This is a genomic window from Enterocloster bolteae (genome assembly GCF_002234575.2).
GTDB lineage: Bacteria > Bacillota > Clostridia > Lachnospirales > Lachnospiraceae > Enterocloster > Enterocloster bolteae.
Genome location: NZ_CP022464.2, coordinates 6,336,702 through 6,351,811, shown reverse-complemented (window position 1 = coordinate 6,351,811; position 15,110 = coordinate 6,336,702). Strand labels below are relative to the sequence as shown.

Below are 15,110 nucleotides of genomic sequence, written 5' to 3'. Positions count from 1 at the left end.
CCGATATGATTCAGATTAGAAAAGAGGAAAACCAGAAAAAGCAGAAAGAAAAGAAGCTGAAAGTTTACAAAGTCAATACCCACAAAAAAACCGTGATTGCCCTGTGGGTGCTTCTGGCGGTGAGTTTCCTGTTTGCCGTCTATAAGAATTTCACGGCGATAGACATCCACACTGTCCATGAAACCAAAGTGATTGAGGAAAAAATCATTGACACCCACAAGATAGAAAACTTTGTGGAGAATTTCGCAGAAGTCTACTATTCATGGGAACAGTCCGCCGCTTCCATTGATAACCGGACAAATGCTTTAAAAGGGTATCTCACCGGAGAACTGCAAGCCCTGAATGTAGATACCGTCCGAAAGGACATCCCCGTATCGTCTGCCCTGACTGACTTTCAGATATGGGAAATCATAGAAGAAAAGGAGCAGCATTATCAAGTGACCTATACGGTAGAACAGCGTATCACAGAGGGGGAATCCAGTAAAACCGTCCGTTCCGCTTATCAGGTGACAGTCTATGTGGATGGCTCTGGAAACCTGACGATTGTTCAGAATCCTACCATCACCAGCGTTCCCGTAAAATCCGGCTACACTCCAAAAGCAGTACAAAGTGACGGTACGGTGGATTCCATCACTACGGAGGAAATCAACGAATTTCTCACTACCTTTTTCAAGCTGTACCCTACGGCAACCGCAAAGGAGCTGACCTATTATGTGAATGAGGGCGTGCTGAAACCTGTGGGGAAAGAATATATCTTCTCGGAACTGGTGAATCCGGTTTACAACCGAAAAGGGAATCAGGTGACAGCTTCCCTTGCGGTGAAATATCTGGATAATCAGACTATGACAACACAGATATCACAGTTTGACCTTGTTCTAGAGAAGAATGGGGAGAATTGGAAGATTGTTAAATAAGTCAAGGCTGATAAATGATTAAATATTGACAATAGCAAAATATGTGGTATTATACAAATATAATTATATTATTTAAATATATTATATTTCTATCATTATTGATGGAGTTTAATACAAGGAGGAGATTTGATTGTTTATTACAAAAATGCCAAGATTTGTAACTTTTACAATTATACCATTGGCTTTCAGTACGATTGTTGTTGGATGTTCAAACTCTGGAAAACTTAAACAGGAGCAAATAGCGGCAGCAATAAATAGTACGGGAAAAACTGAGGTACATACATCAGAATCACCGCCAAGTTTTAATATGCAGGCCACTCCTGCCAAGTGGTCTGTAAATACAAAGATTGCAACCGATATGCCGGTTTTAGACTTTGCGGATGACAACATTATTATAATGCATGATTATTTTGGGTTATTTATTTATAATCTGACCACTGGTGAAATAGAGGATAGTATTGACTTACAGGCATTAGGATATGATTTTAGTAATGATTCTTCCTGTAGGATATCAGTCAGTCCAAATGCTGACACTATATGGATATGGTCTACATCCTCTGAGCTTCCATATGAATATGACCGTATATCCAGAAACTTAAACTTAACAAATGATATTTCTGAAAAAGACATATTTGAAGACTTTGTTTTAACAAAAGACATCCCACCTGAGCAACTATCTGTAAAGCCGTATCGTTGTAGTAAAAAATCAGTTTTATTTGCTGACGGGAGTTATGGCATATTGAATGTTAGAAATGAAAAAATTACAGGAATATCATATATTAGAGACGACAAGGAGTGGGTACTATTCAGCGACAAGAATTGTACTATGCCGGAACTTTCAAGACAAGACGATTTTTTTTATGAACAATTCGTTAATGAGGGGGCAGAGTCGGCCTCATCGTTAATATTCTCTTATTGTACTATGATAAATTATGGTGAATATGCCGGTATTTGTGCATTATCTGAAGGTATAGAATATTCGGAAGAATTACAAAAAGAGTGGAATGCTCTGCAATTAACTGCAAGTAGTGAAGAAATAAAGACTACGAATGATAAAGCCTGTTTTAAAGTATATATCATATCCTCTGATTCATCACCAAATAGCGGTTTGCTTCAAGGTATAAATGAAAAATATATATACTTAAAAAAAGACTTGACAAATAGTTGGTATGTAGAAGGTTTTTGGAATGATACAGTTCCTAATGAGGAGTGGTGGAGTTGAATCAATCTGTTTGGTCATTTTTATGGTTTATAACCATTGGATGAAAAGGGAAAGAAATATTTATAATAACAGTATACCGTTGCATAGAATGTGTATTTTTTCCAATTAAATTTTATGTCTGATTTCCGATTATCCGAATAAATACTATACTTTCAAATATTCTGAGGTATAGAAAAACACTCATTTTACCACGAATATACCACGGTTAAATCAGAATAGTAGTTGAAAATATAAAATGTTGTTTCTTCCGCCTGCGATATTACACATTCAAGTGAAAAGAAAGAATTTTTTTATATGATTTCAATTAAAGTATAATATGTGTCATCACATTTTTGGACAGGGTCAATGAAACACACTTTAGCGTTAAAGTAAAGGAGGTGCTGCCAATGGTCAAATAAAATTGGCGGGAAAATAAGTATTGGATAATCTGTAGAAAATAAATATAGAATTGATTGGAAATATAAAAGTATATATTGATTATATCCTTTTTGGTAGAATAATAGAGTTAATCTTAACGTTAAGTCATTTTGAACCATATTAAGCCTGCAAATAAAAAGTCAATAGGAAAATGAGAAATTTTCAAGATTTATTGTTGATTAAATTTCAGGTACAACAAATAGACCACCATTATCTGCTGGTCTGAAAGGATGTGGTATTCTCTATTCTGGAAGAGACATTAGATATTCTTTTACTCTTCCGTAATAGATACGCAGAAACTTATTAGCGCCTGCAGTCATGTAGACATAGTAAGGCTTTCCTTGAGCACGTTTCTTATCAATAAACGCATATACAGGGTCGTCCTGCGGTTTTGTTTTGATGAGACAGTCCATGACCTGAAATAAGGTTTTTCGGAGGGAAGATGAGCCGCGTTTGGAGGTTGGAACGCTTTTTTGTTCATAGGTTCCGGATTCGTTGACACCTGGGTCTACACCAGCAAATGCAGTGATAGCCCCTTTGTGGGTAAAGCGTGTGACATCTCCGATTTCAGCCATAAGCTGAGGGCCAAGAGACGGGCCAACACCCTTCATACCCATAACAACGGGATATTCCGGCAGCTTGGCGGCTGTGTCATTCATCAGGGTACGGAGCTCTTCCACGGTCTTGGAAGCAGTGTTTAATTGTTCTATGGACTGTTTCACGATCAGCTTGGTTAGATCATCTTTTGGAAGTATAGGAACAAGCTCCTTTGCAGCTCCATAGATTTCTTCAGCCTTGTCTTTGCTAAAGTTATACTTCCTACGTTTGCACCACTTCTGATAATGGTCGACAAATGCATTTAATGAGAATTTACGAACATAGTCCACATGCCAGTATGTAGTAGCAAAATCAACCCACTTCTGGCTGCCGTCCTCACGGGCAGGGCTATCAAAGTAAGTATTAACACCAGGGTAAGTCTGATCGAGGATACCGATGAGGTTATTCTTCATAGCTGTTTTGTGTTTCATGTAGAAGCCAAACTGACGGTTCATGGTCTTTAGTTGATTGCGTAGTTCGTCCATAAGACTATACTGTTTCAATTCCGTCCAACTGTCAAGGGTGTAACGAGCTATTTTTACAGCGTCAGCTTTATCAGATTTTACTTTGCGGAGAGAATGAGCTCCAAAATCTTTAATGAGCTTAGGATTTACGGCAGTTACAAAAAGACCTGCCAGAGAAAGCTCACGAGCCAGTGGTTCGTAGTAACGGCCAGTATGTTCCATAACGATGCGTGATTCACCTTCGATTGATCGGATCTGCTCAATTAAGGATTGGATGTTACTGGAGGTGTGCTTGATTTCAAAGGGAGAAGAAACGATTTCTCCATAAGGTCGTAGAATGGCGATCATACTTTTGCCTTTGGAAACATCAATACCAACAGCGTTCATGTTCATAAATTTGTCACTCCTAAAGATTATTGCAATAGATAAGTACCAGTTTTACTCATTGCCTATTCAATCTACTGTGGTGTGACACGAACGTACCAAAGGCAGTTCAACCTGCATAAAACGAACGCTGCAAATGAGGAGCTGGTTATCAGTCTTAATTACGGACGCGAAGTCCAAGAAAGGAGGCCGATATACCGATTGCTCCAACATTGTAACAGCTTAAGCAACAAGATGGATAATTCCTTACTGGCTGTAAGGGATATTAACCATAAATATATTGTAGTAGAAAGGGGAATATTATGAAATCAAAAAAAATTCTAGCATTAATTTTGGTATTATCGACAACCTCAGCATTATCTTTTAGCTCAATGGCAGAGGAAGTATCACTGTTGGATAGCCTTCCAGCCGTTCAGTACGAGGTTGAAACACGGGGAAATGCAGAGACGTTATCCGAGGATGATTATCTTTTGGATGGTAACTATGAAAATGGTGAACTGATAAATGGTTCTATTTACCATAGTGAAGCAGAAGCGGTAGAAGGGGTAAAACAGGATAGAATAATGGCCAGGACAATAGCAAATAGTTCTGAATCCGAACCCGATTTAGCAAGAATATATCCCAATACAGGTATAATAGAGGGGATTAGCTCTACAGGCAGTTTCTACTACAATATCCAGACAAGTGGCACTACCCCAAGCGCTTACTGGAATGTTCATAGTACTGTATGGGTAGATTCCCAGTCTGACGTTTATTATTCTAAGAGCCAGTCTACAGGCACCAATGATAATTATAGTTATATTCTGACTGTAATGTCTGACGGAAATGCTGTAGGGAGTTTCCGGGGATATGCAGATGATGTGAAGGGTGGGGCAAACTTTACTATTCCTGGTAATTCAATGTATATTAAATTGGCTACTGAAAATTTCCCTAGGAATGAATTTCTGCATGGGTCTGGCAGTGTGGATGATTAAATAGGTTATAGAAGAAGCACTATCCACCAAAAAATTATTCCGTAAAAGTATACTTTTACGGAATAATTTTTTTGAGGAATAAGACATTTGTAAAAGTATAAAAACAGTTTTGCAGACGTTTGATATATGATTAGTACATTAGCTTTTGCCGCTGAAACATCGAGATTCCTTATCTAAAGGCTTCTCCCCTTTTTCGTCTTCATATTACTATAAAAGTATGGAATCACAAAAGAGATAAGATTAATGGATTAATATGCAGTCCAAAGATTTTTAATATTATGAACAGATTATGTATTAACAAAAACACAAATATATGGTATTATATAAATATAATTATATTAACAAATATACAGAAAGGAGGGGTATTTATGGCAAGACCTGCTGAAGCACCTTTAAATTATCTGGGTGGAAAGAAAAAACTTTCTGCTACAGAGTTTGAATTTATGAAATTTATTTGGAAACATCCAGAAGGTGTCAGTAGTGAGGAAATCTATCAGGCATTTCCACAAGCAAGAGGTACAAAAAGTACGATTTTGTATCATCTTTCTGAAAAGGGCTACGTTGATAAAAAGCAAAGTGGACTCCATCATTTCTATACGGTTTTAGTCACACAGGAAGAATATGAGCAGGCATTACTTCGCCAACAGATTGAGGGGGTATTGGGTAATACTTCTTTTGAACGCCTAGTTGCTGCCTTCTGTGGGAAGACATTGTCAAAAGCACAGATAGAAAAAACCAGAAATCTTTTAAAGGAGCTGGAAGATGAGCTGGAAGATAAGTGACATTTTGGCACTGTTAGTAACGCTATTTGTCTCATTGAATATTTTAATATCGGTTATATCCCTTTCCGGAAAACATCTGGAAAGAAGAATGGACATGGAGCATTTAAGTTTGTTTTTTAAAATGGTTCTAGTATTCAGTGCCTTTGGTATGCCGGTATTGGCTGGTGTAATTTTGTATAAATTCGTTTTTGGGGAAAGAATTTATTTGGTCAGTGATGATTTGCTTTATATGGATACCATTCACAAAAGTTCAATTAGCTACGGAACACCTTGGGGAAATCACTGGATATCTCTGTTGCTTTTTCTCGCCTGGTTTTTAGGATTTATCTATTATGGTATCTTCAAATATACAAATGACAGAAGGATTCTCAAAAAACTAGAAAAATGCAGTAAGTATACTCAGGATAAACTTCTATTAGAGACAAAAAGAGAGGCAATGAATGAATTAGGTCTGAAGGGTCCGGTGTTGTTATTATCGAATGAAATAATTCAGTCTCCTTTTATGACAGGAATATTTGAACAGAAAATTTTCTTGCCGGAGAATAACTACACGCAGGAAGAATGGGGGTTGCTGTTAAAGCATGAGTTGGTTCACTGCAAAAATCAGGATTATTTTTTTCGCAGACTTGTATTTATTTTATGCGCTCTGCATTGGTTTAATCCGCTTATTTACAGACTATCAGATTATTTTGTTGAAGTAAATGAAATGGCCTGTGATGAGAAAGTACTTAATCGCCAGCCCATCAAAAGACATACTATGTATGCGGAACTAATTTTACAAATACAGGAAAAAGAGCTTGGTATAACTACCGTGTCGCTTACCGGCCATACGGTAAACGGTTTGGAAAGGAGAATCGGAAATATCATGAAAAAGACTGAAAAAACAAAGAGAATATCATTTGCTGTGTTGGTAATGTCAATGGTTTTGATGTGTCCCCTTACAGTGTTTGCTGCTTCTTGGGGTATGTCAAATTTACAGGATTTAGTGGTAAAGAAACTTTGGATTACGGAAGTTGAAGTCCAGCAGGAATCTACAGAATTATCTGAGAAGACGGAATTTCACTATTCGGAAGATGTAATAGAATACCCGATACAAATAAATCCAAGGGGAGTAACGTCAATTGATATAACAATTGATGGAAAAAGTGTGAAGTATGGAGATAGTCTTTCTTTGACCTCAGGTAATAAAGTGGCTTTTATACTACAATCAGATAGTAGTTCTGACAGTTTTAAGGCGGGACTTGAGGATTCCAAAGGCAAGAGAATATATGTCCAGACTTCTAATGGATGGATTGACCATACATTTTCAATTGAGCAATCTGGAAGCTATAAAATATTCTTGGAGGGTACTACGTCAAAGAGTATACATATTACCGGAAGCATAACTATATTAAAATAAACAGTCTCAATATAATGCCATTGAAAGTATGTTTCCTGAGGTAGCGGCTAGAGAAAAGAGGTGGATTCCAATGGGGAATTACAAATAGAGCAGTGTCTATTAAAAATGTGGAAGGAGGATAAGTTATGTTCATAAAAAAGATATTTTCGATTTTTATTTCAATATTTTTAATGGTTTGTTTACCTATAAGTGCATATGCAGATACTTTTTCAGTTCAGATGGTCCCCACCGATGGGAGACATCTTGATTTTGTTGATGACAGCAATCCAAATTATGAGGCGATAATTATTAACGCCGATGTAAGAGGAAGCGGTACATATCGAGGTGACTTTGATATGACCGGTGGGATTTATACGAAGCAAAACTGGGTAGTTTCAGATACACCTACTTTTGATATTAATGTATGGATAGAGAGCTATGGATATCCAGGGGGCGATGATTCAGATTTATATATAGGACTGGAAAAAAAATCAGCAGTGACAAATAAATGGTCTGCTACTGATTATGCTTACGTATCCGCAAAAGATGGAGGGTCTGTAACACTTACTGGAGATGGAAGTGGAACATATCGAATTTATTTAAGATTAATAGAAGCTACTGGCTACCGTGTGACAGGAACGTTAAATATTAGCTATAACTTCTAAGAAGTTGTAATATACATTGCAAAGCCTGAATAACAGAAAGGTGATATTTTTAGGGATGCAGGTGGAAGATACCTGTATCCCTTTTTATAAAGACGAGGAAGGTAATTATGTGGACATATATAAGACAGATTCCTGACTTAAAGATATTTATAATGTTATTTATTGTTCTAGGCATACTTGGAATATACTCTTTCGTTAAAAAAAACGAATCCACTTTTTATATGATAGGTTATATTCTGACTGCTTTCTACTGTGTTTTTTTAATTGGTATATATTTTTCTCCAACAGTTATAAGTAAAAGCATTGATAGTATTAGCCCATGGCTGACTTTACAAACTATCCCATTTAAAACATTGAAAAATTTGGGATTTATAAGTATAGCCGGACATATAGTATTAACAATGCCTATACCAATATTGATTTATATTATTTTAAGAGCATCTGTAAAGAAAATCAGCATTATTAGTATTTTAGCAGGTATATTTATTGAACCTATTCAGTTGCTTATTAATTTGATTACTGGCTTTCCCAATTATGTGATTGATATTGATGATTTTATGTTACAAATAGCTGGAATTTTAGTGGGATTATTTATAATTACACTAGCGGAGAAATATCATATATTAAATTGGCTTAAAGAATGAACGGTATTTATATTTAAAGAGGGAGTGCATTTTTGCGCTCTCTTTTTATTTGCCTATAAATGCAAATACCATTTTGAATTGTTTTAAAATGCCATATGCTAGATGGCTTTGCACCTATTATTTTTGTTGTGTCATTAGAAATTAGAAAATTTAACAGATAATGCAACAAACAGCCCTTTCGTGTCGGGACTAAGCACGAAAGGGGGAAGTCAAGAAATCTTCTACCCTCTTTTAAGGCAAGAAAGGGGGTGAGTAATGATGAAGCCATCTGAATTTCAGGCAACCATAGAGAACCAGTTTGATTACATCTGCAAGGTCGCTATGGAGGATGAACGCAAAGACTATCTCAAAGTGTTATCCAGACAGTGTAAACGGGAAACCCTGTTCTGTGATATGGATGATTACACCGTCAATCTGTTTTCTTCCGAAGACACATACCCATCCCATTTCCATACTTTTGAAATGGATGGATTTACTGTCCGCATTGAAAACAGCCTGTTAGCAGAAGCATTGGAACATCTGGACGAAAAGAAACGTGATGTTATCCTGAGATATTATTTTCTTGGATTTGACGATACGGAAATTTCAAAAATTCTGGAAGTCAACCGTTCTACCATCCAGAGAAGAAGACACGCCGGACTGGAATTTATCAAAAAATTTATGGAGGAAGAAGCATGACAGCAAAGCACCCTATGATTCCGTTTCCTGTGATTGTAAGGGCTGCGGACGGCGATATTGAAGCAGTCAACCAGATTGTACGCCATTATAGCGGTTTTATTGCAAGCCGTTCCATGCGTCCTATGAAAGACGAATACGGAAATACCCACATGGTTGTAGATGAAACCCTACGCCGCCGGATGGAAACACGTCTGATTGCAAAAATTTTATCTTTTGAAATCAGGGAATCAAACTAAAAATAACGCTCTCCTGTGGAAGCATGGACAAGCCCATGCTTCCCAGACAGAGCTTGCCAGTCTATTAAAATGTATTGCTGTCAGTGCATTTTAACAGGCTGACAAGCCGGATAGTTCCTTGAAAAAGAAAGCGTCTAATCAACGCAGCATAAAGCAGCCGAATACGTTTCGATAGAAAGAGAGCCGTTGGGCTGGCACGCCGTAACCCACCAAAGGAGGGATGAAACCGGATAGCGATTCCTGCCAGTGTTCCATAAGCAGCTTACTGCAGAGCTGCTGCCATGACCTTTCTATCGTGATAATGATACTTCCGTACAGCCTTAGTCCGTGTGATGATGTAGCACCGCTGGCAAAGGGTACGGCTGGATGAGAACCATGCAGGGGTGAGATTCCCATGAGCTTTAGCGAAAGCTGTTCGGCTGACTTGCTCACAGTAAAATGCACTGAACCTCTACAAAACTTTAATTTCCTGTGTTATACTCAAGATGTTAGAGAGGTGTATTTTACTGTTACCATCATAGAAAGGAGCCTTAATCTTATGTTAGATGGTAAAGAGAATACACACGGTATTACAACGTCTGAAAAAAAGACATATACGGTAGAGGAAATAGCAGCTCTTTTAAACATCAGCATGAAGTCGGCATATGCTTTAGTCAAAAGCGGTCAATTTCACTATATCAGAGCTGGCAGGATGATTAGAGTATCTAAAATATCTTTCGATAAATGGTTACACGAATAATCATTTAAGGAGAGATAATATGGCTTCAATCAAACAAAGAAAATCAAAATTTTCAGTTATTTACTGGTATATGGATGATACAGGCGAAAGAAAGCAGAAATGGGACACCCTAGAAACCAAAAAAGAAGCAAAGGCACGAAAAGCGTTTATTGAATTTTATCAACAAACCTATGGATATGTTCTCGTCCCTTTAGAAGAACAATTCGCCCATCAGCGTGAGGAAGCAGAGCAAGCAATAGATACCCCAGATGATGAAATCACTTTAAAGGAATTTCTTGTTACTTTTGTCAATCTATATGGTGTATCGAAGTGGTCTGCCAATACTTACAGCAGTAAATTGAGTTCGATTAACAACTATATCAATCCGCTTATTGGAGATTGGAAGTTAAATGAAATCACCACGAAAAAACTTTCTCAATATTACAATGGCCTGTTGAGTGTTCCAGAAGTTCCTCGTGCTAACCGAAAAGCGACTGGTCGCTGTGTGCAGCCTGCCAACATTAAGAAAATCCATGATATTATCCGCTGTGCCTTAAATCAGGCTATCCGTTGGGAATATCTGGACAGCAAAATGCGGAATCCGGCTTCCCTAGCCACCTTGCCTAAAGTACCAAAGGTAAAACGTAAGGTTTGGAATGTACAGACATTCAAGGAAGCAATCAAACTTGTGGATGATGATTTACTCCTGCTTTGTATGCACTTGGCGTTTGCCTGCTCATTAAGAGTAGGCGAAATTACGGGGCTTACTTGGGATGATGTGATTATTGATGAAGAAGCTATTGCAAATAATAATGCAAGAGTTATCGTCAATAAGGAGCTGGCAAGAATTTCTCAATCAGCTATGCAAAAGCTGAAAGAAAAAGATATTATTAAAATTTTCCCAACCCAGAAGCCCCACTGTACTACAAGGCTGGTGTTAAAAACACCCAAAACAGAAACAAGTAATCGTACCGTATGGCTGCCGACAACGCTTGCTCAATTACTGGTTCAATACAAGAAAGACCAGCAGGAATTAAAAGAGTTTTTAGGAAGTGCCTATAACGATTATAACCTCGTTATTGCTCTTGAAAATGGGAATCCCGTAGAAAGCCGCATTGTTCGGAACAGATTTACAATGCTATGTGAGGAACACAATTTTGAAACTGTTGTTTTTCACAGCCTACGCCATTTAAGCACAAAGTATAAGCTCAAAATGACGCATGGTGATATTAAATCTGTTCAGGGAGATACAGGTCACGCCGAAGCGGAGATGGTAACAGATGTTTACTCTGAAATCGTGGATGAAGACAGACGGCTTAATGCAAAGAAGCTGGATGAAGAATTTTATGACACCCTTGATACAGAGGAACCGGAACACAAGCCACTTTCGGAAGCACAGAAATCCATCAGTGATAGCGATAAACTTCTGCTTGAATTGCTAAAATCCATGACACCGGAAACGAAAGACAAGCTCTTAAAAGAATCACTTTCTTACTGTTAGCAAAGGGCTTTGTTCCAAACAGAAAAAAACTGCTAATCGAAAAGTGTTAGCAAATACAGCAAAAATCTATGAAACCATCATCTACCTTAAATGAGTGTTAGCAAGCTTTCTTGTAAAATAAATGACTTTTGGAAACTCCCACGGACATAGGCAGCCGTACATTTGCTTTCGTGTTCGTGATATTCAAAAAGCTGTAAACCCTTAAAAATAAAGGCTTACAGCGTTGTTTACTGGCGTCCATGACAGGAGTCGAACCTGCGGCGTTCCGCTTAGGAGGCGGACCCTCTATCCTACTGAGGTACATGGACTTGTATAAAATTTTCAGTGTTGGGCGATTGCTCCAACAAGCCCTTAGGAGGCGGACGCTCTATCCTGCTGAGCTACAGAAACACAAATATAAGGCGGGCCGTATGATACTCATGCGGTCCGCCTTATATAATAACCTAAGTGGTAAAAAAAATCAAGTCCTATTTTCAAATAAACATCCCGTTGAAACATCCCTTTAAAACAGCACCGTACCCTGCATCCACACCTGTCCCTTAAAGCGCCGTCCTATCCGTGGCTCGCCTAACAGGTCCTGTTTGTTGATGGCCACATGGAATACCATATCGTTGCAGTCCAGCTTCAGGTTATATATTTCTTCCTTGGTAATCCGGTTGGCGCTGGTGCTGATTTCCGTGATTTCCCCTATGACGGAGTACTGGTCGCACTCTATGCCGCAGGGCATGAAACATGTCTCTATGATGGAGTACACATCTTCATGGGCAATCCGTCTGGATACCATGGAATAGAGGTCGATGTCCTCTATGGTCAGCGTCTCAATGGCGTCCTCATCGCCGTGTTTTGCGGCTTCCAGGAGACTGCTGCGTTTTTTGGCGGCCTGACGGGAGTCCTCTGCCTGTTTTTCCGTCTTATTGACAGGCAGCAGCACCTTACCCTGGACTGCCAGTCCTGTAAGGGCGGCTCCCTTTGGCTGGACAGGCTGGCGGGCGCTGCGGCGCATCCTGTACTCCATGGAATTTTCCATGTAGAAGATTAGGGATATGCCCACCCTGTATTCATCAAGAAGGCCTGCATAAGTTTCACGCTCCGTGTGGCGCTGGATGGAACATTCCGCCTCTGAACTTACATCCGGGTTCTTGACATAGGGAAAGTAATACTCGCGGCTGAATGTTCCTTTGGGGCTCATCTCGCCTATCATGGCAACTCCCATGCCGGGGGCCACTTCCGTTCGCAGTTCACAGAACCTGCTGCCTTCCTGTTCCGCCAGGCGGCCGGTCATCTCCGCTTCTTTTACCAGACGCTTTAAAAGCTTCGCCATATCCTGTTTTTTCTGGTACATACTGAATCCTACTGTCCGCATAAACTTATGCATCTTGTCACCTTCTTTCACTTAAGATTTTGCTCACCTAAAACCGTACTCATACAAGAATGAGGCCAAAGGAACCCCTTCGCCTCATCACCTTTGCTCATTATATACTACTTCATAGGAGATTACCAGTATTTTTTCTAAATAAACCGTAAAATATTCGTGAAAATAAGTTTGGAAAATAAGGCGAAAAATGCGATTGATGTGTTAAAATTTAAACACTTTTTAGCTATTGACTGAAAATCGCGCCTGTGTTAGTATGGGATTAGCACAAGGCAAGCCGGTGGGATTTGCGTTTGCGGACAATTTTATATCATCGGAAGATGGATTCGGGAGAGACTGACCAAAATGTATGAAAGATACAGAATACGCTTGATATAGCGTATCCGTGTATTATCAGCATACAGAACACAGCGCCGAAGGGGAAGCGGAAAACTCTCAGGCAAAAGGACCGGATACCGGACGATACTCTGGAGAGCATAGCACCGAAGAAGCCAAATCTTTCAGGTCCAAGGACAGAGCGCATGAACATCTTTTGTTCGTGCGCTTTCATAGTCTATGATTGTTAAGGACCAGACAATTTCATGAAGGAGGTAGTGATTATGGGAACAGAAACAGCAGGGGAGGTTTTGTTAAAAACACCTCTCTACGACACTCACGTAACGTATAAGGGCAAGATCGTACCTTTTGCAGGGTATCTTCTGCCGGTACAGTACGAAACAGGCGTTATCGAGGAACACATGGCAGTGCGTACCAAATGCGGTCTTTTTGACGTGTCACACATGGGGGAAGTGATTTGCAAAGGACCGGACGCCCTTAAGAATCTGAACATGCTCCTGACCAATGACTATACGGTCATGGCGGAGGGCCAGGCCAGATACAGCCCCATGTGCAATGAACAGGGAGGCGTGGTGGATGACCTGATTGTGTATAAGGTCAGGGATGACTGCTATTTTATCGTGGTGAACGCTGCCAACAAGGATAAGGACTATGCGTGGATGAAGGCCCACCAGTCAGGGGATGTTGTGTTTGATGATATTTCCTCCCAGGTGGCACAGCTTGCCCTGCAGGGACCAAAAGCAATGGATGTGCTTAAAAAGGTGGCGAAGGAGGAAGATATTCCTGAAAAATACTATACCTGCCTTTTTGACCGCATGGTGGGCGGCATGAAATGCATCATTTCCAAAACCGGTTATACCGGAGAGGACGGAGTGGAGATTTATCTGGCGCCGGAGGATGCGCCTAAGATGTGGGAACTGCTCATGGAGGCAGGAAAGGATGAGGGCCTGATTCCGTGTGGTTTGGGCGCCAGGGATACCCTGAGGCTGGAAGCAGGCATGCCTCTGTACGGACATGAGATGGACGATACTATTTCTCCCAAGGAAGCCGGATTGGGAATCTTTGTGAAGATGGATAAGGATGATTTCATCGGAAAACAGGCTATCCAGGACAAGGGACCTTTGACCAGGAAGCGTGTGGGATTAAAGGTAACCGGCCGCGGCATCATCAGGGAGCACCAGCCTGTTTACATAGGAGAACAGCAGGTGGGTATGACCACCTCCGGCACACACTGCCCGTTCCTGGGATATCCGGCAGCCATGGCCCTGGTTGACATAGGGTTTAAGGATCCGGGGACAGCGCTGGAAGTGGATGTGCGCGGGCGCCGCGTGGCCGCGGAGGTAGTGAAGCTGCCATTTTATAAACGGCAGTAATTTATGGGATATAATAAACAAGTTTTTAAAATATAATAAAGAACAGCATGTTCAAGGAGGTATTAAGAATGAATTTTCCAGAAGATTTAAAGTATGCAAAGTCACATGAGTGGGTAAAGACCCTGGAGGACGGCACGGTTTTAGTGGGAGTGTCTGATTATGCACAGGACGCTCTTGGGGATCTGGTATTCGTAAACCTGCCGGAAGCAGGGGACGAGGTGACAGAGGGAGAGCCGTTTGCAGATGTGGAATCCGTAAAGGCTGTATCCGATGTGTATTCACCGGTAAGCGGCACAGTGGCCGAGATCAACGAGGTACTGTTAGACGCCCCGGAATCCATCAACGAGGCGCCTTATGAGGCATGGTTCATGAAGGTGGAGAATGTAACCGGCACAGCGCAGTTAATGAGCGCGGCAGAGTATGAGGAATATGTGAAGACCCTGGATTAGGGGATT

15 protein-coding genes, 1 tRNA gene and 1 riboswitch are annotated in these 15,110 nt (G+C 40.1%); of the genes, 13 read left to right on the top strand and 3 right to left on the bottom strand.

From position 1 onward, the window contains the following. The first annotated feature begins 5 nt into the window (after window positions 1-5). Both CGC65_RS29500 and CGC65_RS29495 read left to right on the top strand, forming a co-directional pair. Window positions 6-914, top strand: a complete 909-nt coding sequence (locus tag CGC65_RS29500) for a conjugal transfer protein (protein WP_002578431.1) — start codon at window positions 6-8, stop codon at window positions 912-914. Window positions 915-1,044: 130 nt separating this feature from the next. Beyond that, window positions 1,045-2,136 carry a hypothetical protein gene (locus tag CGC65_RS29495; protein WP_039897384.1) on the top strand — a complete coding sequence of 364 codons (1,092 nt, stop codon included), beginning with the start codon at window positions 1,045-1,047 and terminating at the stop codon, window positions 2,134-2,136. Between the two features lie 659 nt (window positions 2,137-2,795). Here the strand turns inward: CGC65_RS29495 and CGC65_RS29490 are convergent. Next, entirely contained in the window at window positions 2,796-4,001 is a 1,206-nt protein-coding gene (locus CGC65_RS29490) for an IS110 family RNA-guided transposase (RefSeq protein ID WP_193466550.1), read from the bottom strand. Between the two features lie 299 nt (window positions 4,002-4,300). On the opposite strand from CGC65_RS29490, the gene CGC65_RS29485 reads away from it, so the two are divergent. The 9 genes from CGC65_RS29485 (at window position 4,301) to CGC65_RS29440 (ending at window position 11,574) form a co-directional block, all read left to right on the top strand. Beyond that, window positions 4,301-4,972, top strand: coding sequence for a hypothetical protein (locus CGC65_RS29485; protein WP_002578429.1), 672 nt, complete (start codon window positions 4,301-4,303; stop codon window positions 4,970-4,972). Between the two features lie 368 nt (window positions 4,973-5,340). After that, the gene (locus tag CGC65_RS29480) at window positions 5,341-5,754 is read left to right on the top strand and encodes a BlaI/MecI/CopY family transcriptional regulator (protein WP_002578428.1); all 414 of its coding nucleotides are present in this window, start codon (window positions 5,341-5,343) and stop codon (window positions 5,752-5,754) included. After that, a complete protein-coding gene (locus tag CGC65_RS29475; RefSeq protein WP_007036292.1) occupies window positions 5,735-7,153 on the top strand; it encodes a M56 family metallopeptidase in 1,419 nt (472 codons plus the stop codon). Before CGC65_RS29480 ends, CGC65_RS29475 begins: the two co-directional genes overlap by 20 nt. Before the next feature lie 125 nt (window positions 7,154-7,278). Further along, entirely contained in the window at window positions 7,279-7,797 is a 519-nt protein-coding gene (locus tag CGC65_RS29470; protein ID WP_002578426.1) for a hypothetical protein, read from the top strand. A 107-nt stretch (window positions 7,798-7,904) separates the two neighbouring features. Next, on the top strand, window positions 7,905-8,441 hold the full coding sequence (locus CGC65_RS29465; protein ID WP_007036290.1) for a VanZ family protein: 537 nt from the start codon (window positions 7,905-7,907) through the stop codon (window positions 8,439-8,441). A gap of 255 nt (window positions 8,442-8,696) precedes the next feature. Then, the gene (locus CGC65_RS29460) at window positions 8,697-9,119 is read left to right on the top strand and encodes an RNA polymerase sigma factor (RefSeq protein ID WP_002578424.1); all 423 of its coding nucleotides are present in this window, start codon (window positions 8,697-8,699) and stop codon (window positions 9,117-9,119) included. Further along, the gene (locus CGC65_RS29455) at window positions 9,116-9,355 is read left to right on the top strand and encodes a helix-turn-helix domain-containing protein (protein WP_002578423.1); all 240 of its coding nucleotides are present in this window, start codon (window positions 9,116-9,118) and stop codon (window positions 9,353-9,355) included. The genes CGC65_RS29460 and CGC65_RS29455 overlap by 4 nt, the downstream gene beginning before the upstream one ends. A gap of 538 nt (window positions 9,356-9,893) precedes the next feature. Beyond that, a complete protein-coding gene (locus tag CGC65_RS29445; protein WP_002578422.1) occupies window positions 9,894-10,094 on the top strand; it encodes a helix-turn-helix domain-containing protein in 201 nt (66 codons plus the stop codon). A gap of 19 nt (window positions 10,095-10,113) precedes the next feature. Next, a complete protein-coding gene (locus CGC65_RS29440; RefSeq protein ID WP_007036287.1) occupies window positions 10,114-11,574 on the top strand; it encodes a site-specific integrase in 1,461 nt (486 codons plus the stop codon). Window positions 11,575-11,805: 231 nt separating this feature from the next. On the opposite strand, the gene CGC65_RS29435 is transcribed toward CGC65_RS29440, so the two are convergent. After that, a tRNA-Arg gene (locus tag CGC65_RS29435) sits at window positions 11,806-11,882 on the bottom strand. Between the two features lie 194 nt (window positions 11,883-12,076). Then, on the bottom strand, window positions 12,077-12,949 hold the full coding sequence (locus tag CGC65_RS29425; protein ID WP_002569111.1) for a DUF3881 family protein: 873 nt from the start codon (window positions 12,947-12,949) through the stop codon (window positions 12,077-12,079). Between the two features lie 314 nt (window positions 12,950-13,263). Next, window positions 13,264-13,407, top strand: a riboswitch (glycine riboswitch). A gap of 138 nt (window positions 13,408-13,545) precedes the next feature. Here CGC65_RS29425 and gcvT point away from each other — a divergent pair. Beyond that, a complete protein-coding gene (gene gcvT / locus CGC65_RS29420) occupies window positions 13,546-14,655 on the top strand; it encodes a glycine cleavage system aminomethyltransferase GcvT (RefSeq protein ID WP_002569110.1) in 1,110 nt (369 codons plus the stop codon). A gap of 68 nt (window positions 14,656-14,723) precedes the next feature. Beyond that, window positions 14,724-15,104, top strand: coding sequence for a glycine cleavage system protein GcvH (gene gcvH / locus CGC65_RS29415; protein WP_002569109.1), 381 nt, complete (start codon window positions 14,724-14,726; stop codon window positions 15,102-15,104). Window positions 15,105-15,110 lie beyond the last annotated feature (6 nt).

Coding starts and splice junctions, on each gene's coding strand:
- CGC65_RS29480 (WP_002578428.1), top strand. CDS start 5,341: ATGGCAAGACCTGCTGAAGCACCTTTAAATTATCTGGGTGGAAAGAAA.
- CGC65_RS29445 (WP_002578422.1), top strand. CDS start 9,894: ATGTTAGATGGTAAAGAGAATACACACGGTATTACAACGTCTGAAAAA.
- CGC65_RS29455 (WP_002578423.1), top strand. CDS start 9,116: ATGACAGCAAAGCACCCTATGATTCCGTTTCCTGTGATTGTAAGGGCT.
- CGC65_RS29500 (WP_002578431.1), top strand. CDS start 6: ATGATTCAGATTAGAAAAGAGGAAAACCAGAAAAAGCAGAAAGAAAAG.
- CGC65_RS29475 (WP_007036292.1), top strand. CDS start 5,735: ATGAGCTGGAAGATAAGTGACATTTTGGCACTGTTAGTAACGCTATTT.
- gcvT (WP_002569110.1), top strand. CDS start 13,546: ATGGGAACAGAAACAGCAGGGGAGGTTTTGTTAAAAACACCTCTCTAC.
- CGC65_RS29440 (WP_007036287.1), top strand. CDS start 10,114: ATGGCTTCAATCAAACAAAGAAAATCAAAATTTTCAGTTATTTACTGG.
- CGC65_RS29460 (WP_002578424.1), top strand. CDS start 8,697: ATGATGAAGCCATCTGAATTTCAGGCAACCATAGAGAACCAGTTTGAT.
- CGC65_RS29490 (WP_193466550.1), bottom strand. CDS start 4,001: ATGAACGCTGTTGGTATTGATGTTTCCAAAGGCAAAAGTATGATCGCC.
- CGC65_RS29465 (WP_007036290.1), top strand. CDS start 7,905: ATGTGGACATATATAAGACAGATTCCTGACTTAAAGATATTTATAATG.
- CGC65_RS29485 (WP_002578429.1), top strand. CDS start 4,301: ATGAAATCAAAAAAAATTCTAGCATTAATTTTGGTATTATCGACAACC.
- gcvH (WP_002569109.1), top strand. CDS start 14,724: ATGAATTTTCCAGAAGATTTAAAGTATGCAAAGTCACATGAGTGGGTA.
- CGC65_RS29425 (WP_002569111.1), bottom strand. CDS start 12,949: ATGCATAAGTTTATGCGGACAGTAGGATTCAGTATGTACCAGAAAAAA.
- CGC65_RS29470 (WP_002578426.1), top strand. CDS start 7,279: ATGTTCATAAAAAAGATATTTTCGATTTTTATTTCAATATTTTTAATG.